Origin of the sequence: Umezawaea tangerina (assembly GCF_003002815.1) — a bacterium.
Lineage (GTDB): Bacteria > Actinomycetota > Actinomycetes > Mycobacteriales > Pseudonocardiaceae > Umezawaea > Umezawaea tangerina.
On record NZ_PVTF01000019.1, the window covers coordinates 39,901 to 57,574 of the forward strand.

General features: G+C 72.7%; 21 protein-coding genes. 8 read left to right on the forward strand and 13 right to left on the reverse strand.

What is annotated here, in order from left to right; translation table 11 throughout:
- Positions 1–32: 32 nt before the first annotated feature.
- The 3 genes from CLV43_RS41925 to CLV43_RS41935 form a co-directional block, all read right to left on the reverse strand.
- Entirely contained in the window at positions 33–485 is a 453-nt protein-coding gene (locus tag CLV43_RS41925; RefSeq protein WP_106195789.1) for a hypothetical protein, read from the reverse strand.
- On the reverse strand, positions 463–1,074 hold the full coding sequence (locus tag CLV43_RS41930; RefSeq protein WP_106195790.1) for an RNA polymerase sigma factor: 612 nt from the start codon (positions 1,072–1,074) through the stop codon (positions 463–465). The genes CLV43_RS41925 and CLV43_RS41930 overlap by 23 nt, the downstream gene beginning before the upstream one ends.
- Positions 1,075–1,186: 112 nt before the next feature.
- Entirely contained in the window at positions 1,187–2,032 is an 846-nt protein-coding gene (locus CLV43_RS41935; RefSeq protein ID WP_245887436.1) for a S8 family peptidase, read from the reverse strand.
- Between the two features lie 9 nt (positions 2,033–2,041).
- On the opposite strand from CLV43_RS41935, the gene CLV43_RS49850 reads away from it, so the two are divergent.
- Positions 2,042–2,380, forward strand: coding sequence for a hypothetical protein (locus CLV43_RS49850; protein WP_245887437.1), 339 nt, complete (start codon positions 2,042–2,044; stop codon positions 2,378–2,380).
- Between the two features lie 107 nt (positions 2,381–2,487).
- On the forward strand, positions 2,488–5,115 hold the full coding sequence (locus CLV43_RS41940; protein WP_245887438.1) for a CHAT domain-containing protein: 2,628 nt from the start codon (positions 2,488–2,490) through the stop codon (positions 5,113–5,115).
- On the opposite strand, the gene CLV43_RS41945 is transcribed toward CLV43_RS41940, so the two are convergent.
- Positions 5,073–6,422 (reverse strand): MDR family MFS transporter, encoded by a 1,350-nt coding sequence (locus CLV43_RS41945; RefSeq protein ID WP_211304820.1) that lies wholly within the window; start codon positions 6,420–6,422, stop codon positions 5,073–5,075. The genes CLV43_RS41940 and CLV43_RS41945 overlap by 43 nt on opposite strands.
- Before the next feature lie 46 nt (positions 6,423–6,468).
- Here CLV43_RS41945 and CLV43_RS41950 point away from each other — a divergent pair, with 46 nt between their 5' ends.
- The 3 genes from CLV43_RS41950 (at position 6,469) to CLV43_RS41960 (ending at position 7,980) form a co-directional block, all read left to right on the forward strand.
- Positions 6,469–7,071, forward strand: coding sequence for a TetR/AcrR family transcriptional regulator (locus CLV43_RS41950; protein ID WP_106195796.1), 603 nt, complete (start codon positions 6,469–6,471; stop codon positions 7,069–7,071).
- Between the two features lie 9 nt (positions 7,072–7,080).
- Positions 7,081–7,524 (forward strand): nucleoside deaminase, encoded by a 444-nt coding sequence (locus tag CLV43_RS41955; RefSeq protein WP_245887439.1) that lies wholly within the window; start codon positions 7,081–7,083, stop codon positions 7,522–7,524.
- A 102-nt stretch (positions 7,525–7,626) separates the two neighbouring features.
- The gene (locus tag CLV43_RS41960; RefSeq protein ID WP_106195800.1) at positions 7,627–7,980 is read left to right on the forward strand and encodes a hypothetical protein; all 354 of its coding nucleotides are present in this window, start codon (positions 7,627–7,629) and stop codon (positions 7,978–7,980) included.
- Here CLV43_RS41960 and CLV43_RS41965 read toward each other — a convergent pair.
- Together CLV43_RS41965 and CLV43_RS41970 are read right to left on the reverse strand one after the other, a co-directional pair.
- Positions 7,977–8,381: an STAS domain-containing protein gene (locus CLV43_RS41965; RefSeq protein WP_106195802.1), complete on the reverse strand. Its 405-nt coding sequence runs from the start codon at positions 8,379–8,381 to the stop codon at positions 7,977–7,979. The two genes, CLV43_RS41960 and CLV43_RS41965, sit on opposite strands and share 4 nt — an antisense overlap.
- A 79-nt stretch (positions 8,382–8,460) precedes the next feature.
- On the reverse strand, positions 8,461–9,543 hold the full coding sequence (locus CLV43_RS41970) for a carboxylate-amine ligase (RefSeq protein WP_170156252.1): 1,083 nt from the start codon (positions 9,541–9,543) through the stop codon (positions 8,461–8,463).
- A gap of 79 nt (positions 9,544–9,622) precedes the next feature.
- Between CLV43_RS41970 and CLV43_RS41975 the strand changes: the two genes are divergently transcribed.
- Positions 9,623–10,597, forward strand: a complete 975-nt coding sequence (locus tag CLV43_RS41975) for a DNA topoisomerase IB (protein ID WP_106195805.1) — start codon at positions 9,623–9,625, stop codon at positions 10,595–10,597.
- Positions 10,598–11,166: 569 nt separating this feature from the next.
- Here the strand turns inward: CLV43_RS41975 and CLV43_RS41980 are convergent.
- The 6 genes from CLV43_RS41980 to CLV43_RS42000 form a co-directional block, all read right to left on the reverse strand.
- Complete coding sequence (locus CLV43_RS41980) at positions 11,167–12,168, reverse strand: baeRF2 domain-containing protein (RefSeq protein ID WP_106195807.1); 1,002 nt, start codon at positions 12,166–12,168, stop codon at positions 11,167–11,169.
- A gap of 51 nt (positions 12,169–12,219) precedes the next feature.
- Entirely contained in the window at positions 12,220–12,636 is a 417-nt protein-coding gene (locus CLV43_RS41985) for a DUF4383 domain-containing protein (RefSeq protein WP_146175120.1), read from the reverse strand.
- Between the two features lie 73 nt (positions 12,637–12,709).
- A complete protein-coding gene (locus tag CLV43_RS41990; RefSeq protein WP_106195810.1) occupies positions 12,710–13,450 on the reverse strand; it encodes a SigB/SigF/SigG family RNA polymerase sigma factor in 741 nt (246 codons plus the stop codon).
- Positions 13,447–13,851 carry an ATP-binding protein gene (locus CLV43_RS41995; protein WP_106195812.1) on the reverse strand — a complete coding sequence of 135 codons (405 nt, stop codon included), beginning with the start codon at positions 13,849–13,851 and terminating at the stop codon, positions 13,447–13,449. The genes CLV43_RS41990 and CLV43_RS41995 overlap by 4 nt, the downstream gene beginning before the upstream one ends.
- Complete coding sequence (locus CLV43_RS48250; RefSeq protein ID WP_170156253.1) at positions 13,851–14,003, reverse strand: hypothetical protein; 153 nt, start codon at positions 14,001–14,003, stop codon at positions 13,851–13,853. Before CLV43_RS48250 ends, CLV43_RS41995 begins: the two co-directional genes overlap by 1 nt.
- Positions 14,004–14,176: 173 nt before the next feature.
- Positions 14,177–15,166 (reverse strand): PHP domain-containing protein, encoded by a 990-nt coding sequence (locus tag CLV43_RS42000; RefSeq protein ID WP_106195814.1) that lies wholly within the window; start codon positions 15,164–15,166, stop codon positions 14,177–14,179.
- A gap of 127 nt (positions 15,167–15,293) precedes the next feature.
- On the opposite strand from CLV43_RS42000, the gene CLV43_RS42005 reads away from it, so the two are divergent.
- Together CLV43_RS42005 and CLV43_RS42010 are read left to right on the forward strand one after the other, a co-directional pair.
- A complete protein-coding gene (locus tag CLV43_RS42005) occupies positions 15,294–16,124 on the forward strand; it encodes a class I SAM-dependent methyltransferase (RefSeq protein WP_106195815.1) in 831 nt (276 codons plus the stop codon).
- A gap of 112 nt (positions 16,125–16,236) precedes the next feature.
- Entirely contained in the window at positions 16,237–16,884 is a 648-nt protein-coding gene (locus CLV43_RS42010; protein WP_170156254.1) for a TetR/AcrR family transcriptional regulator, read from the forward strand.
- A 44-nt stretch (positions 16,885–16,928) separates the two neighbouring features.
- Here CLV43_RS42010 and CLV43_RS48255 read toward each other — a convergent pair whose 3' ends face one another.
- The gene (locus CLV43_RS48255) at positions 16,929–17,387 is read right to left on the reverse strand and encodes an SRPBCC family protein (protein ID WP_170156255.1); all 459 of its coding nucleotides are present in this window, start codon (positions 17,385–17,387) and stop codon (positions 16,929–16,931) included.
- Positions 17,388–17,674 lie beyond the last annotated feature (287 nt).

Consider the following 17,674-nt stretch of genomic DNA (forward strand, 5'->3'; position numbering starts at 1 on the left):
CCGTCGCGGACCGCGTGGAGAACGCGACGGGGCTAGACGCAGATCCAGTCGGTCTGCACGGCGGTGCCGTCGATCGTGCAGCGCAGCCGCATCGGGCCGGGTGGTGGCGGGCCCAGCAGGAACGAGCCGAACTCGTCGGCCCCGGTCTCCTCCACGGGACCGGCGGGGGTGAGCAGCTCGACCACGGCCGCGCCGGGCGGCATGATCTGCCCCGCGATGCCCGCGGCCGTGACCTCGACCTGCAACGACACGCCGTCGGAGTCGAACACGAGCTGCCGCGCGGTCAGCACAGCCCTCGCCCGGCCCGCGAGCTCGGTGTCCAGGATCGAGTCGTAGCTGGTGAGCAGGAGCAGTTCGGCGTCGACCGTGCGCCACGCGAACGCGGCCCGGCCCGCCTCCAGGAACGCAGGCGGCACGGCGTCCGCTTCGGTCAGCGCGGCGCGGAGGTCGCCCAGCAGGTTCTCATCGCTGTCCCAGTGCTGCACCCAGAACACCTCCCTCCGGTGTCCCGCCCGTGAACGCGAGGATCGCGGGCGTCTTGCGCAACTTGTTCAGGCAGCGGATCCGGGTGGGCCCGATGCTGCCGATGGGCATGTCCAGCTGCCTGCCGACGTCGGCGTAGCTGGGCGGCGGGTCCGCCATCAGCTTCGCCAGCAGCTCCCGGCACTGCTCGGACAGCATGTCGAACCCGTCGCGCAGCGCCTGCCTGCGCTCGGCGGCCAGCAGCTCCGCCTCGACGTCGCCCTGGTCCACGGCCACCGGCTGCTCGTCGGTCGCCTGGGGGTCGAACGGCTGGGTCCGCTGCTGGAGCTTCAGCATGCGCAGGCACTCGTTGCGCGTGGTGGTCGCGATCCAGCCGGGCAGCGCCTCCGGGTCGCGGAGCCTGCCGATCTGCTCCACGAGCCGCAGCCACAGCGTCTGGTTCACGTCCGCCGCGTCCGCGGGGCGCAACCTGTGCTGGTAGATCACCGAGAGCACCAGTGGCGTGTACCGGTCGACGATCTCGTTCCAGGCACGCTGATCGCCGTCGTTCGCCGCGTCGACGAGCGAGGCGATCGGGGATGCATGGGTCACGTCCCCTCCTCTTGTTCAGCAGGGACTGACGCGCCGTACTTCGGAATGCTGCCACAAGGTGCGGAGCGCCCAGGGGGCCGTCAGATACACATCGGGGTGCTTCTCGTTCGGGCTAGGGCACCTGGACGCCGTAGCCGGGGTGGAACTCGGGGCCCGCGAGCAGCTGGTCACGGGCCTGCCCGGCGGTGAGGCCGCCGGTCGTCATGAGCGCGGCGATGGTGCCCGCCACGTGCGGGGTCGCGAAGGAGGTGCCCGCCCAGTAGGCGAACCGGTCGAACGCCTCGGGCGCGGGCTCGCCGGGCAGCTGCCACTCGCCCTTGAGGTAGGTGCTGCTGCGGTTGCCGACCGCGCACAGCTCCACCCAGTGCCCGTGGTTGCTGTAGCAGGCGGGGACGATCGTGCCGTCGCCGTTGAGCGCCAGCGCGGCCACGCCGACGACGTTGCTCAGAGCGGCGGGCCAGCTCGGCCGCTCGGTGCCCTGGTTGCCCGCCGACGCGACCACCACGACGTCCTTCGGCAGCAGGTTGACCGCGCGTCGGATGGGCTCGGAGGCGACGTTGTCCAGGGTGAAGCAGCCCAGCGACATGTTGACGATCTGGACGTCCCTGGACAGCCCGGTGATCGCGGTGGCGAGCGCCTCCTCGTCGCCGAGGCCGTTCGGGTCGAGCGCGACCTCCGGGTCGAACCGGGAGCCGGGCGCGGCCTGCCGGGCGACACCCGCGACGAACGTGCCGTGCCCACCTTGCAGCGCGAAGAGGTCGCCGTGGTCGTAGGCGACGTCCACGTCGTCGGCCTGCGGGGTGTACCAGCCGCCCAGCCAGTCCGGGTGGTCGGTGCCCGCGCTGGCGGAGATGCCGGTGTCGATCACGCCGATCGTGACGCCCTTGCCGAGGTCGGGCTTGCCTGGCTTGGGCAGCGGGCTGGTCGGCCGGGGCCGGTCGCCGGGGCAGCCGTGCATGTTGCCGCCGTGGCCGACCAGCAGGTGGTGCGGTTGGACCAGCGGGATGCGCTCACCGGGCCACGTCTTCGGGTCGCGCAGCAGCCGCACGATCCGCGGAATGTCATCCGGATTGTTCGGGAGATTCACCCGTTCCAAACCGAGGAATCCCTTGCCCAATTCGAATCGGAAGCCGTTTTCCCGCAGTTTGGCGATAACCCGCTGGAGGTCCTCGGCGGTGACCAGCAGTTGACCGGGCCGGAACAGGAACTCGCGACCGGGTTCGGCGTGCAGCCGAATGCGCTCGTCCTTCGCGATGACCTGGTCAAGTGCCTTCAGGTAAAGCTCGGCGCGGTCCGACGATTTTGACACCAAAGCCTCACAACAACGTCGAGGAGGGGGACAGGCGGCCACCGATCAGCTTGATCAAGCTACCACAACGGCGTTCCCAAACGGCCGCCCGATAAAGTGCAGCGGTGGCCGAAGTTTCCGCCGCCGATGCGCTGGACGCGAGACAACGTGACCCGCACGCGGCAATCGAGATGGGCCGTTCGGCGCTGCGTCGCGCACGGGCGGCGGGCGACGCCGAGGAGGCGTCGCTGGCCGAGCGCGCGATCGGCCTGTCCTACCGCGAGCTGCACGACTTCGACGCCGCCGAGCGCCACCTGCGGAGCTCGATCCGGATCGCGCGGAAAGCGGACTCGGCCAGGTTGACGGCGCTGGCGCGGATGAGCCTGGCGTTCGTGCTGTCCAACACCGGCCGCCACGTCCAGGCGCTGCGCGCGATCACCGCGGCGCTGCCGGACCTGCACGGGCAGGACGCGGGCAGCGGCCGGACGACCCGCGGCATCGTGCTGCACTTCCTGTGCCGCTACGACGAGGCGCTGCGCGAGTACAACGCCGCCGTGGACGTCGTGCGCCGGTTCGACGACCGGCTCACCGAGGCGCGCGTGCTCAACAACCGCGGCCTGCTGCGCGCCTACACCGGCGGTCTGCGGGAGGCCGACGAGGACTTCGACCGGGCGGCGTGGCTGTACCGGGACCTCGGCCAGGACCTGGCGGTCGCGGACGTGCGGTGGAACGCGGGCATCTCCGCGGTCCGCGCCGGTGACGTCCCGCGGGCGCTGACGATGTTCGCCGAGGCGGACCTGGAGTACCGGCGGCTGGAGGTGCCCCGGCCGCTGCTGCTGATCAACCGGCTGGAGCTGCTGGTGTCGGTGCCGCTGGTGGAGGAGGCCCGCGCGGCCGCCGACCGGGCGCTGGCCGAGATGGGCGGCCGCAACCTGGTGCTCGGCCGCTCCGAGGCCCTGTTCTACCGGGCCCGCGTCGCCCTGCAGGAGGGCGAGCTCGACCGGGCGGTGGAGTTCGCGACGTCGGCGCGCAAGGGGTTCCGGCGGGAGAAGCGCGAGGTGTGGGAGGCCAGCGCCCGGCACGTCGAGCTGCACGCGGCCTACCTGAGCGGGCAGCGGTCGCGCGCGCTGGTCACGGCGACGGCCAAGGTGGCCGACCGGCTGGACGAGCTGGGCTGGCGGACGCAGGCGCTGGAGGCGCGCGTCGACGCCGCGCTGATCGCCCGCGACCTCGGCGACTCCGCGTCGGCGCGCGGGCACCTGGAGGTCGCGGGCGCCGCCCGGCGCGGCGGCACGGCGGCGGACCGGGTGCAGGGCTGGTACGCCGAGGCGCTGCGGCGCGGGCTGGACGGCAACACCCGCGGCGCTCAGACGGCGTTGCGCCGGGGGCTCGCGCTGCTCGACGAGTACCGGGTGTCGCTCGGCGCGGCGGAGCTGCGGGCGCTGTCCGGCGCGCAGGGCAAGGCGTTGGCGTTGGAGGGGCTGCGCGGGGCGGTCGCGACCGGGCACGCGGCGAAGGTGCTGAGCTGGGCGGAGAGCTGGCGGGCGGGCGCGCTGCGGATGACACCCGCCCGGCCGCCGGAGGACTCCGGGGTGGCCGACGCGCTGGCCGAGCTGCGCGCCGTGACCGCGGACCTGGAGGGCGCGCTGCTGGCGGGCAGGGCCTCGGGCGCGCTGCGGCAGCGGCAGGTGCGGATGGAGCAGCGGGTCCGCGACCTGAGCCGCCAGGCCAGCGGCGGCGGCGCGATCCACCGCCCACCTGCCGTGCGCGACCTCGCGTGGGCGCTGGGCGAGGCGGCGCTGGTGGAGTACGTGAACTTCGACGACGAGCTGCTGGCCGTCGTGGTCGCGGGAGGTCGGGCGTCGCTGCACCGGCTCGGCGACGTCGAGGGGGCGGTGCGGGAGATCCGGCTGCTGCGGTTCGCCCTGCACCGCATGGTCACGCTGCCCACGACCGTCGACCGCTCGCACCTGCGCGCGACCTCCGCGCACGCCGCCCGCAGGCTCGCCGACCGGCTGCTCGGGCCGCTGCGCAAGCGGGTCGACGGCCGCGCGCTGGTGGTCGTGCCGACCGGGGTGCTCAACGGCCTGCCGTGGTCGGTGCTGCCCGGCAACGAGGGGCGTTCGGTGACCGTGGCGCCGTCGGCGACGGTGTGGCTGCGCGCCGCCACGTCCTCGCGGGTGCCCAGGCCGGGCGACCGGTCCGTGCTGGCCGCCGGGCCGCGGCTGCCCGCCGCGCCGACCGAGATCACCGCCGTGGCCGACCACGTGCCGGGGGCGCGGGTGCTCGTGGGCAAGGAGGCGACCGTCGACGAGGTCGCCGCCGCGATGGACGGGGCCCCGTTGGCGCACGTGGCCGCGCACGGCTCGTTCCGCGCGGACAACCCGCTGTTCTCCGCGCTGGAGCTGGCCGACGGGCCGCTGACCGTCTACGACCTGGAACGGCTGCGCACGCCACCGGTGCGGGTGGTGCTGTCGGCGTGCGACTCGGGCATGTCGGCCGTGCGGCCCGGCGACGAGCTGATGGGGTTCACCGCGGCCCTGCTCGGGCTCGGCACTGCCACGCTGATCGCGCCGGTGATGCCGGTGCCGACCGAGATGACCACGCCGCTGATGGTCGACCTGCACCGGCGGCTCGGCGAAGGGGTGGCGCCCGCCGTCGCGTTGGCCGAGGCCCAGTCGGCGCACTCGGCGGGCGGCGACGACATCGCCTACTCCGCCAGCGTCGGGTTCGTCTGCTTCGGCGCGGGCTGACGGGGCAGCAGCAGCGCGACCGCGAACGACAGCCCGGTGAACGCGAACGCCCACCGGAACGCGTCGCCGTAGTCCCCGGTGGCCTCCAGGACGACGACCAGCAGCGCCGTGCCCAGCGGCCCGCCGACGCTCTGCACGACGGCGAGCGCGCTGGTGGCGCGCGGAACCCGTGCGCGGTCGAGGTCGCGGTACGCGGCGGCCGTGACCGGCACGGCCGCCGCGGCCAGGCCGACACCCCAGACCAGCAGGGCGCCCGCGAGGGCGATCTCGCTGGTGTCCGGGGTGATCCGGGTGAACGCGAACGTCGCCGCCATGGTCGTCGCGAGGCCCGCCAGGACGACCGGCCGCGGTCCGATCCGATCGGTCAGCCCGCCGACCAGCAGCAGCGCGACCGCCGTGCCGATGCCCTGCGGCGCCATGAGCAGTCCGGCGGTCAGCGCGTCGTGCCCGCGGACCCGCTGGTAGTACAGCGGCATCAGGAACATCGCGCCGAAGATCGACACCCTGGCCAGGAACAGCAGGACCGACGACGTGGCGAACGCGCGGTCGGCGAACAGCCGCACGTCGACCAGCGGGGTGCGCCGGGTGCGCAGCGCGTGCACGGCGAACGCGGCCAGCAGCACCGCTCCCACCGCGGCGGGCGCGGCGTCCCGGTGGGACAGTCCGAAGAGGACGGCCGCGAGACCGGGGGAGAGCAGGGCGAGCCCGCGCACGTCGAGGCGCTGAGCGGGGTTCGCCTCCTCGGCGGGGATCCGCCACCACGCGAGCACCAGCGCGACCAGGCACAGCGGTACGTTGACCCAGAAGATCCACCGCCACTGCGCGGCGTCGATGATCACCCCGCCGATCAGGGGCCCGAGGACGGGCGCGAGCTGGCCGGGGACCGACACGACCCCCATCACCCTGCCGAGTCGGCGGGGCCCGGCCGCGCGGACCAGGATCGTCTGGCCCAGCGGCAGGACCATGCCGCCGCCGACGCCCTGGAGCACGCGGAACGCGATCAGGCTGCCCACGTCCCACGCGGCACCGCACAGCACGGAGCCGACCAGGAACACCGCCAGCGCGAACAGCCAGGCCCGTTTCGCGCCGAAGCGGTCGACCGCCCAGCCGGTGAGGGGGATGACCAGCGCCAGCGCGAGCAGGTAGCCGGTGCCGACCCAGCCGATGGTGCCGACGGAGGTGTGGAACTCGGCGGCCAGGCCCGCCAGCGCCACCGAGACGATCGTGATGTCCAGCATCGACGTGACGGCACCGAGCACGACGATGAGGCCGACTTCGAGCAGTTCGCGGTCCAAGGGGTCATTCACGGCGGGTAAACTACACCGTGTAGTGCAAATCGGCTAGACTCCTGGCATGCCCAGACCGGAGAAGCGCGCCGCGATCGCCAAGGCGGCGCTCGCCGTGTTCCTCCGCGAGGGGTACGCGCGCGCGAGCGTGGACGTGATCGCCGCCGAGGCCGGGGTCTCGAAGCGGACGGTCTACAACCACTACGGCGACAAGGAGAACCTGTTCCTCAGCGTCATCGCCGAGACCGACGAGGGGATGGCCGAGGCGTTCACGGCGATGCTCGACCGGACGCTGGGCGAGGTCACCGACGTCGAGGCGGCCCTGCTGGCGTTCGGCCGCGAGTTCGCGACGGCCGTCGCCCGGTCACCCGAGCGCTCGGCGGTGATGCGGCTGCTGATCGCCGAGATCACCCACTTCCCGGCGTTGCGCGAGCAGTGGGGCGGTGTCGGGCGCACCCAGCGCGCGTTGGCCGACCGCCTCGCCGACCTCGCCTCCCGCGGTCTGCTCGCCATCGACGACCCGGTGGAGGCGGCCGCGCACTTCGGCGTCCTCGCCACCTCGATGGTGAACAACCTGTCGCTCTACGGCGCCGTCCCGGTGTCCGACGAGCGGGTGGACGAGCTCGTCACCGGGGGTGTCCGGTTGTTCCTGCGCGCGCATCGGCCCTAGCTTGGGCCGATGAACGCACAGGAGATGCTCGCGGTCGCCGTCGCCGAGGCCCGCGCCGGGCTGGCCGAGGGCGGGATCCCGATCGGGGCCGCGCTGTTCGACCGGGACGGCGTCGTGCTCGGCCGCGGCCACAACCGGCGGGTGCAGGACGGCGACGCCTCCACGCACGGCGAGACCGCCGCCTTCCGCAACGCTGGCCGCAGGGCGAGCTACCGGGACACGATCATGGTCACCACGCTGTCGCCGTGCTGGTACTGCAGCGGCCTGGTGCGCCAGTTCGGCATCCCGCACGTGGTCATCGGCGAGGCGCAAACGTTTTCCGGCGGCCACGACTGGCTGGCCGAGCACGGGGTGGAGATCACGATCGTGGACGACCCCGAGTGCGTCCGGCTGATGACCGACTTCATCGCCGCCAAGCCGGACCTGTGGTTCGAGGACATCGGCCAGGACTAGCGCGGTCACCCTGCGCTGACCGCCGGACTCGAAACAACCCGTAACACGCCACGCAGCGTCACGACACATCCCGGACACGTGGTGGGCTGAGCATCACCGGGCATGCACAACTGGCTCGTGGACGGCGAAGACGCGCTGCTGCTGGACGAAGGCGTGGTGGCGGTGGAGGTGCCCGCCGGGTGGGCGGGAGAGGTGAGCCACCAGCTCAGGTCCGCCGGGCCGCTGGGACCGATCCTGGCCGTGGCCGGGGCCCGCATCCGCTGGTTGTTCCTGGCCGAGTACGAGCCGGAGCCCGCTCAGCGCTACGTGCTGCCGCCCGACGTGCGGTGCTGGGACGGTCCGCGGCGGCTCGAGACCGGTGCGCTGCGCTGGGTGGTCGCGCCGGGGCGCAGCGCACTGCCCACGGTGGGTGCGGTGCGCTGCGCCATCCGGACGGTCCGGCGCTCGCTGCTCTAGGCGCCGGCGGCCTTGTCGTGCTGCTCGACGGCTTCGTCGACGCTGCCCAGGATCGTGAACACGGCGTTCAGCCCGGTGGCCTCGATGGGCCGCAGCGCGGCCCGGCTGGAGGCCACGACGATGAAGTCGCTGCCGAGTTCGGTCGCGCGCTGATGGCCGATGACCAGGGCCTCCAGACCCGCCGAACCGAGGAACCGCACGCCACCGAGGTCGACGACCACGGTGCGGACCCCCTCGGTGAGGTGCGTCTGCAGCGGCACCGAGAGCTCCTGGGCGCTGGTCGTGTCCAGCTCACCGGACACGTGCAGCACCACGAGGTCCTGCTTCGCGCGGTTCACCTGCACGGAAGCCAGAACGGCGGGCTGCGGCGCGGTCGCTCCCGTCGCTGTGGGATCTGGCACACCGGTCTCCTCTCACTTCGACTGCCGGTTCGGCAGTTAACCTACGTTAGACCTGCTTCGGGGGGCGTGGGCCGCCCGATTACTCGAGGGTCCAGTCGACGAGGCGGTCGACCAGCGTGCGGGGGTCGTTGTCCTCCGCGAGGGCCCGGCGCTGCCTGGCGGCGGCCGAACCGTTGACGCGCAACCACTCCAGGTGGTCTTCCACAGTGGACAGCTGGCCCACGTCGCGCAGCGCGTCCGCCGTGTAGGCCACGAGCTTGGCCGCCTGCTCGTGCGCGGGCACCAGCGCGCCGGTCCGCACGTCCACGCCCTGGCCGTCGATGCCGTCGCGCGCCGCCCGCCACGCCGCCGCGCGCAGCAGCACCGGGTCGGCGGGCTCGTCCTGGGGCGGGTTGGCGACCGCGGTGGCGGCGAGCGCGCGGACCAGCTCCGCGAACACGGCCACCTCGCGCACGGTCATCGGCAGGTCGGCCACCCGCACCTCGATCGTCGGGTGGTTCGCCGACGGGCGGATGTCCCAGTACACCATCCCCTTGTCCAGCAGGGCTCCCGAGTCGATCAACGACTGGACCAGCCGCTCGTAGTGCGCGCCGGACTCGAAGTGCGGCGGCGCGCCGCCCACGGGCCAGCGCGACCAGATCATCGCCCGCCAGCTCGCGTACCCGGTGTCCTCGGTGTCCATGACGGGCGAGTTCACCGTCAGCGCGAGGAGCGTGGGCAGCCAGGGGCGGACCGCGTTCGAGACCAGGATCGCGGTGTCCTCGTCGGGCACGCCGACGTGCACGTGGCACCCGCACACGCCCTGCCCGCCGAGGAGCTTGCGGTGCGAGTGCTCCATCAACCGGTAGCGGGGGTCGTCGGTCTCCGGCGGCGGGCCCGCCTTCCCCAACGGCGGGATCGCCGCCGCCATCAGCCTGCACCCGACGGCGCGCGCCGCCTTGGCCAGGTGCTCGCGGCCGGCGCGGATCTGCTCGACCAGCTCACCGGGCGTCCCGCAGACCGGAGTGGCCACCTCGATCTGGAACGGCGTGAGCTCGCGCTGCACGTCGAAGGCGTCACCGGCCTCGTCCACCACCAGCTGGGCGAGGGGGACCGGTCGACGGGTCTCCGGGTCGACCAGGAACAGCTCCTGCTCGACACCGACGGTCCAGGGGGAGGTCATGAGTCCCTGTACCCGTTCGGTGGGATGGCCAACCATCGATCGGAGTTTGGTCGGGCGGGTGGCGGGGCACAGGCGCGGTATGAGACTCCGGCGCAGTGCCGTGACCGGACCGGGCTGGCGCCGGCGTCGTCGCGGTCGTGGGTTCACCTACACCGACGGTGACGGGGCGGTCGCGGACGCGCCGACGCGGCAGCGGATCGAGGACCTGGTGATCCCGCCCGCGTGGCGCGACGTCTGGATCTGCCCGTACCCGAACGGCCACATCCAGGCCGTGGGGACCGACGACGCCGGACGGCGGCAGTACCTCTACCACGAGCGCTGGCGCAGCGACCGGGACGAGGAGAAGCACGACCGGGTGCTGACGCTCGCGCCCCGGCTGCCCGCGTTCCGGGAGTCGCTGGAGGAGTCGATGCTGGCGACCGGCCTGGGAGCCGACCGGGTCCTCGCCACCGCCCTGCACCTGCTGGACAGCGGGGTGTTCCGGGTGGGCGGGGAGTCCTACGCGCAGGACAACGGGTCCCACGGGGTCGCCACGCTGCTCCGCTCCCACGTGGAGGTCAACGGCGACGCGGTCGGGTTCCGGTTCCCCGCCAAGAGCGGGATCGAGTTCGAGCGGGTGGTCGAGGACAAGGCGCTGGCACGGGTGGTGCGGTCACTGCGGCGCGGGCGGACCGGGGACGACCGGCTGCTGGTGTACCGGGACGGGCGGGAGCGGTGCGAAGTGCACGCGGAGGAGGTGAACGGGAGGTTCAAGGAGCTGGTGGGGGACGAGTACTCGGTGAAGGACCTGCGCACGTGGCACGGGACGGTGTCGGCGGCGGTGGGGTTCGCGAAAGCGGGGACACCGGGGTCGAAGACGGGGGTGAAGAGGGTGGAGGCGGAGGTGATGAGGGAGGTGGCGGAGGAGTTGGGGAACACGCCGGCGGTGGCTCGGAGGTCCTATGTGGATCCGAGGGTGGTGAGGGCGTTCGAGGGTGGGAGGACGATTCGGGAGGGGATAGGGGATCGGGGGGAGAGGGATCGGGCGGTGATCAGGTTGGTGAAGAGGGGGTGAGGGGTGGGTTTGGTTGTGGTGTGGGGGCGGTTTCTGGTTCTCCCACTGCGTGGAGTTCGGCCCTCGGTGCTCTTGCCCCTGGGGAACCCGGCCCCCCGTGTGGCTTGCCCCTGGGACAGGCCTGGTCCTTCCACCGTGCTGAGCCCAGCTCCCAGCTCTCCCGCCGCGTGAAGTCCAGCCCCTGCCCTCCCACCCCTGGGGAAGCCCAGCCCTGCCCTCCCATTGCGCGAAGCCCAGCCCCCGGCGCGCGATTGTCTCAATGCTTGATCTTGCTTGTCAAGACGATAGGGCTGTCTTGACAAGCAAGATCAAGCAGGAGGGCGCTGTGGATCGGGGGCAGAGGGGGAGTCTGGCTTCGCCAGCATCAGGCTCCGCCTGACCAAGCATCGGACTCCGTCCGACAAAGCATCCTCGGCTTCGCCGTCGGACAAGGCATCGGCTGGCGCCGACAAGGCCCCAGGCGCTGCGCGCCGGATGCGCGCTGGCGGGCTGCGCCCATCGGGGTGGGGTGGCGCGGGGGTGGCGCGGGGGTGGTGTGGGGGTGGCGTGGGTTTGTTGGGTGTTCTGTTTTAGCTGCGGAGTAGTGCGCCTACGTCTTCGTGCAGGCGTAGGCGGTCGCCTACCAGGATGATGTCGGCTCTGGTGGCTACTGCGGCGTTGGGGAGGACTTCGTCTGCGCGGTGGCGGAGTAGGCCGTGGTGGGGGGACAGGGAGATCTGGGTGAGGGTTGGGTCTGCCCAGAGGGCGCGTTCGCCGACGAGGGGTTCGCTGAGGAGGAGGGTGGCGACTGCGCCGGAGTTGAGGGCGGCGAGGACGGAGCGCATGCCGTGGACGGCGTTGCCGGTGAGGCGGCTGGACTCGTCGCGGAAGCGGTCGACGACGGCGCGGCGTTCGTCGTGGTTGCCGCGGCTCGCGAGGTGCTGGACGACGTTGTCGAGCCTGATGTCGCCGGGCCTGGGGTCGGCGTCGACTTCGACGACTATGTGCTGGTGGGCGGGAGCGAGGGCGTTGCGGAGGGCGCGGCGGGAGTGGAGGGGGCCTGCCAGGACCAGGAGCGGGGCGTTGAGGCGGGTGACCATGCGGACGGCCTCTTCGGCGATGTCGGCGAGCTCGGCGGCGCGCAGGTGCTGGCCGGACGGGGGCAGCCTGCCGCCGACGGTGGCGACGGCGACGGGGCGGCCTGCGTGGTCGATGCCGCGCAGGTCGGCGCCGAGGTGGTCGAGGCGGACGACGACGTGCGGCACCAGCGGCTCGGCGAGGTCGACCAGCGGAAGCAGGTAGGGGAGCGGGGAAAGCCTTGCGGTGCAACCGTTGGGCGGCAGCGGGAGGTAGCGGTCGAGCACGATCTCGGCGCCGCGGGCGATGAGCGCGCGGCCGGTGGAGCCGGGCGGGAGCTCGCCGGACAGAACGGCGGAGGTCAGCGCGTCGAGGGTCTCCTCGGGTGCGGACTGGGCCTCGAGCTGGTCGCGCATGGCGCGCCAGCGCAGGTCGACGAGGCTGGAGGCGTCGAAGTAGAGCGAGACGCAGGGCCCGGCGCCGTGGACGAGCCCCCGAAGATCACCCGTGTCCATGGCTCTCCTCCCGGTTGGTCACGGGGTGTGGTTACCCCACCGGGCCGGTGTTCACGCTTTGTGGTGCCGCCTGGCCTGTTCGGTGCGGACGCAGCCCTGCGCGATGACGACCGCGGCGAACCCGATGAGCAGGTGCACGAAGCCCATGGCGCTGTTGGCGTTGAGCGGCCCGGTGCCCGCGACCTCGCCGGACGGCGCGCCGATGGCGAACACGACCAGGTACACCGGGGCCATCAGGGCGCCGAAGATCCGGGCCGAGCGGCAGCGCCAGCACAGCGCGAGACCGAGCAGGCCGGTGACCAGGTAGATGGTGTTCTGCAACGGGTTCACCCGCAGCCCCAGCACGTAGTCCGGGCCCGCGCCGAAGTAGTCGTCGAACCCGGTGACCGCGAAACCGGCCAGCCCGAGCAGCGCGAGGAACGCGCTGAGCACCAGGGCCGCCATCTGCGGCCACGGGAGAGAGGTCACGCGGACGTCCACCACGGTTGCCACCCCGATCCGGGAGATGGTCACAGTCCTACCACCAGTGGACCACTCGCGCTCACTCTTCCTCCAACAGATTTCGCAACCGCTCCAGCGACTGGGCCAGCAGCCGCGACACGTGCATCTGCGAGACGCCCACCAGGTTGGCGATCTCGGTCTGCGTCTTGTCCTCGAAGAAGCGCAGCACGACGATCCTGCGCTCCCGCTTAGGCAGCCCTCGCAGCATCGGGTTGAGCGCGTGGTGCAGCTCCGCGACCTCCAGCTCGTGGTCGTCGGACTGGAGCTGGTCGTCGATCTCCTCATCGGGCAGGTCGTCCAACGACAGCAGGTGGTAGGCGCTGCTGGCGTGCAGCCCCTCGTAGACCTCCTCGGGACTGACTCCCAGGTGGCGGGCGACCTCGCGCGGCGTCGGCGCCCGGCCGAGCTCGTCGCTCAGGTCGGCGCGCGCCGCGTCGATGGCGAGGCACAGCTCCTTGAGCTTGCGCGGCACCCGCACGGTCCAGCACAGGTCCCGGAAGTAGCGGCGGATCTCGCCGGTGATCGTCGGCACGGCGAACGCCAGGAACTCGATCCCGCGCTCGACGTCGAACCGGTCCACCGCGTTGATCAGCCCGACCGCCGCCACCTGCCGGAGGTCCTCGGCGTTCTCCCCGCGGTCGGCGAACCGCTCCGCGATGTGCTCGGCCACGGGCAGGTGCGAGGTGACCAGCAGGTCGCGCAGCTCGTTGAACCGCGGTCTGCGCGGGTCGGTCTCGGCCAGCTCGCGGAAGACGGGTTCCATCGCGGGGTAGGTCGTCATAGCAGCGTCGCTTCCCGCCGCCGCAGCTCGATGTGCAGCATGCCGTCCGCGTCGACCATGGTCGACGCCGAGTCGGCCAGCGAACTGATCACGCGCCAGCAGAACGACGTCGTCTTCGGCACCCAGGTGCTGGGCGACGACACCTGCGCGCGGAACAGCAGGACGTGGTGCGCCACCGCGAAGTGGCAGGTCAGCCGCGCTCCTTCGGACGCGCGTCGGATGAGCAGTGAGCAGGCTTCGTCGACCGCCAGGACGAGCTCCGCGACCGTGTCGCTGTCGAACGCGGCGCTTTGCGCCATCCCGGACGTGGCGATCCTGATGCTGGAGAGGTGAGCGGGCCCCGCGGGGACCCGGATGTCGAGATCCGTCGTCGTCGCGGGGCCCTGCTCCGGAGTGCCCATCACGCCATGTGCTGTCCGCCGGTCATCCTGGTGGGCCGCTCGTCGGGTCGGTTGGACGTCACGACGCCGCCGCGCGGGCTTCCCTCCACGATGTTCCCGGCACGGGCCCGCATCGGGACCCGGACGCCGACCGATTTCTCGATGGTGGTCACTGGGAACCTCCTTGGGATTCGGTTGCCGTCTGGTGCAGTGAGTACCCGTGGGCACGCCGTCTACACATCGACCGGTCCGATCCACAAAGGACGATCACGTCGGGAGCGCTCCCAGAAACGCCGACCAGGAGCCGGGATCACCTGATCGGGAGGGCGCGCGGGTGCCTCGCCCGCTACCGGCCCAGCAGCTCGGTGGCACCGCGGGTGTTGATCACGCGGTCGGGGGTCACCCCGTTGGCTTCCGCCCGCTCGCACCCGTACCCGAGCCAGTCCAACTGACCCGGCGCGTGCGCGTCGCTGTCGATCGCGAACTCGCACCCGAGGTCGACCGCCAGCCGCAGCAGCCGCGTCGGCGGGTCCTTCCGCTCGGGCCGGGAGTTGATCTCCACGGCCGTCCCGTGCTCCCGGCAGGCCTCGAACACCGCCTCCGCGTCGAACGTCGACTCCGGCCGCCCCTTGCCCACCACGAGCCGTCCGGTGCAGTGGCCGAGCACGTCCACGTGCGGGTTCGCCACGGCCGTGAGCAGCCGCTCGGTCATCTCCGCCCGCGCCATCCGCAGCTTCGAGTGCACGCTGGCCACCACGACGTCCACCCGCGAGAGCAGCTCGTCGGTCTGGTCGAGCGCGCCGTCGTCGAGGATGTCCACCTCGATCCCGGTCAGGACCAGGAACGGCGCCAGCTCCACGTTCAGCTCCGCCACGACCTCCAGCTGCTTGCGCAGCCGGTCGGCGGTCAGCCCGCGCGCCACCGTCAACCGCGGCGAGTGGTCCGTCAGCGCCACCCACTCGTGACCGAGGTCACGGGCGGCCTCGGCCATCTCCCGGATCGGGCTGCCGCCGTCGGACCAGTCCGAGTGCGTGTGGCAGTCGCCCTTCAGCGCGGCCCGCAGCTCGTGCCCGCCGGTGACCGGCTCCGGCTCGCCCAACTTCCCCAGGTACGCGGGCTCGCGCCCCTGCACCGCGTCCACGATCACCCCGGCGGTCGCCTTGCCGATGCCCGACAGCTCGGTCAACGTCCCCGCGGCGACCCGCCGGTCCAGCTCGCCCGGCGGCAGCCCCGCCACGATCTCGGCCGCGCGCCGGAACGCGCGCACCCGGTACGTGGGCTCACCGGCCCGTTCCAGCCGGAAGGCGACCTGCCGCAGTGCCCAGAGGGGATCCACGCCCCTGTTCTATACCCGCGGGCGCCGCGCCGCCCGCCGCACCGGGGCGCGTGCTCCACCCGTTCGGCCGCACGCCGCACCCCGCTGGGCAACACAACCGAAACGAGCGAAGCGGACAATTGGTCCCGTGAGCACGTCAGAGGAGCTGGAGTCGTCGATCGCGGACACGTTCGACCTGTCGGCGCGCGGCTACGACCGGTTCGCCGTCGACCTCTTCCGGCCCATGGGCCGCGTGCTCGTCGACCGCGCCGGCCTGCGGTCGGGCGAGCACGTGCTGGAGGTCGGCTGCGGTCGGGGCTCGACGCTGCTCGCGGCGCTGGACGTCGTGGGGGAGACCGGGTCCGTCATGGGGGTCGACGGCAGCCCCGGCATGGTGCAGCTGGCCACCGCCCGGTTGCGCGACCGGCACTCCGCGAACTCCGACGTGCGCCTGGACGACGTGGACAAGCCGAACTTCCAACCCGGCTCCTTCGACGTGGTGCTGGCCAACCTCATGGTCTTCCAGCTCGTCGACCCGGCCGCCGCGCTGCGCCACTACGCGACCCTGCTGCGCCCGCACGGCCGGATCGCGTTCAGCACGGTCGCCGCGCCGGACCGCGCGTTCGTCGACGCGCTGGGCGCCATCGCCCGGTTCGCGCCGAAGCTGAGCGCGGCGCGCGGCCCGTTCCGCGGCGAGGCCGCGATCCGCGGGTTCCTCGCCGACCACGGGTACGAGCGGGTGGAGATCACCGAGGACGTGCTGGAGATCCGGTTCCGCGACGCCGAGCACTGGCTGGAGTGGATGTGGGCGCACGGCGGCCGCGAGCTGCTCGACCGCGTGCCGACCGCGGAGCTCGCACGGGCGCGCGCCGCCGCGATGGCCGAGATCGAGTCCGCCCGCTCCGCCGACGGCGACCTCGTGCTCACCACCGCCGTCCGCTTCACCGTGGCCGCCCCGAAAACCCCCGCCCGCGTGTGACGTCCCGACAGGACCGTCTCCTTTGGTGCCATCGGCCTTCTGAATCGAAGACGCGCCGATCCGACGGCCGAAATCGTTGCCGCACCGGGGCGAGTGGGTCAGGATGGCCGCCATGTCCCCACGACCGCAGGCGGGCGCCCCGGTGCGCCAGGTCGCGTCAAGGCGCAAGCGCAGCAAGGGCGACCTGACGTCGCAGGCGATCCTCGACACGGCCGAGCGCCTGCTGGAGACCCGTTCCCTCGACGAGATCGCCGTCGACGAGCTCACCGACGGCGCCGGTGTCTCCCGCTCCACCTTCTACTTCCACTTCGAGTCCCGCGAAGCGGTCCTGCACGCGCTCTCCGAACAGGTCGCCGTCGAGCTGCACGAGTCCGCCGCGCTCTGGCTGCGCCGCGGCAGCGAGCCCCCGGAGGACGCCATCCGCCGCGCCCTCACCGCGACCGTCGCCCTCTGGCGCAACCACGGTCCGGTGCTGCGCGCGGCCATGCGCGCCCGCGACGTCAACCCCCGCATGCAGGAGTTCTGGTCCGACGTCGCCCGCCGCTTCATCGACGCCGCCGCCGAGCAGATCGAACGCGAGCGCGCCGCAGGCGTCGCGCTGGCGGGCCCGCCGGACGCCCGCCTGCTGGCGACCGTCCTGGAGAACATGAACGAGCAGGCCTGCTTCAACCAGTCCCTCTCCCGCCGCTCCCCGGCCCGCGACCGCAAGCTGGTCGACGCCCTCACCCTGATCTGGCTGCGCTCGGTGTACGGCGCGTAGCCCGCTGCCACCGCGGGGGGGGGGGGGGGGGGGGGGGGGGGGGCTCAGCGCAGGACGTCCGCGAGCCGCACCAGCGACCGCTCCATGCCCTGCGCGATCTCCTTGCGGCCGAACAGCTTGATCAGCAGGCCGCGCACCGCGGACGCCGGTTCCTGCAACGACCGCAGCCGCACCAGCGTGCCCTCTCCCGCCGGTTCCAGCTCGACCCGGAACACCGTGCTGGCCGCGAACCTCGGAGCCGGCCTGCCGTCGAGCCGTTCGGCGAGGTGCCGCCACGCCAGCACCAGCGGCCTGCGGTACTCGATGACCTCCTGGTCGACCTCGGAGCGCCGCCTGCCCCACTTGCCGTAGATCCGCCGGCGCTGGCCGCAGCCGCTGCCGGAGATGATCTCCACGCTCTCCGCGGAGCTGAGCCATTCGGGGGCGCGTTCGGACTTCGACACGACGTGCCACACCCGCTCCGGCGACGCCGACACCCGGCCGCTGCGCACGACTTCGATCACTGGGACCACCGCCTCGCGCCCATGGTACGAGCCCGGCGGCCGGACGTGCCGGTCAACGGGCCGGGCGAGGCGGGTACTTGTCTGCGCCCGCCCCACGGGGTTGGCTGTGGGGATGCGGGCGACACGGGGCAGTGTGCTGCGACCACCGGACCACGACGTGGTCCGGTCCGACCGCGCACCCCGGCCGACGGCCGGTCGCCCCCTCGACCTGCGCGATCCCCCTCCCGCACGACCCGGACCGGTCGTCGGCGCCTTGCCGGCACCGCCCGGTGGCGGGTACCCGTTGT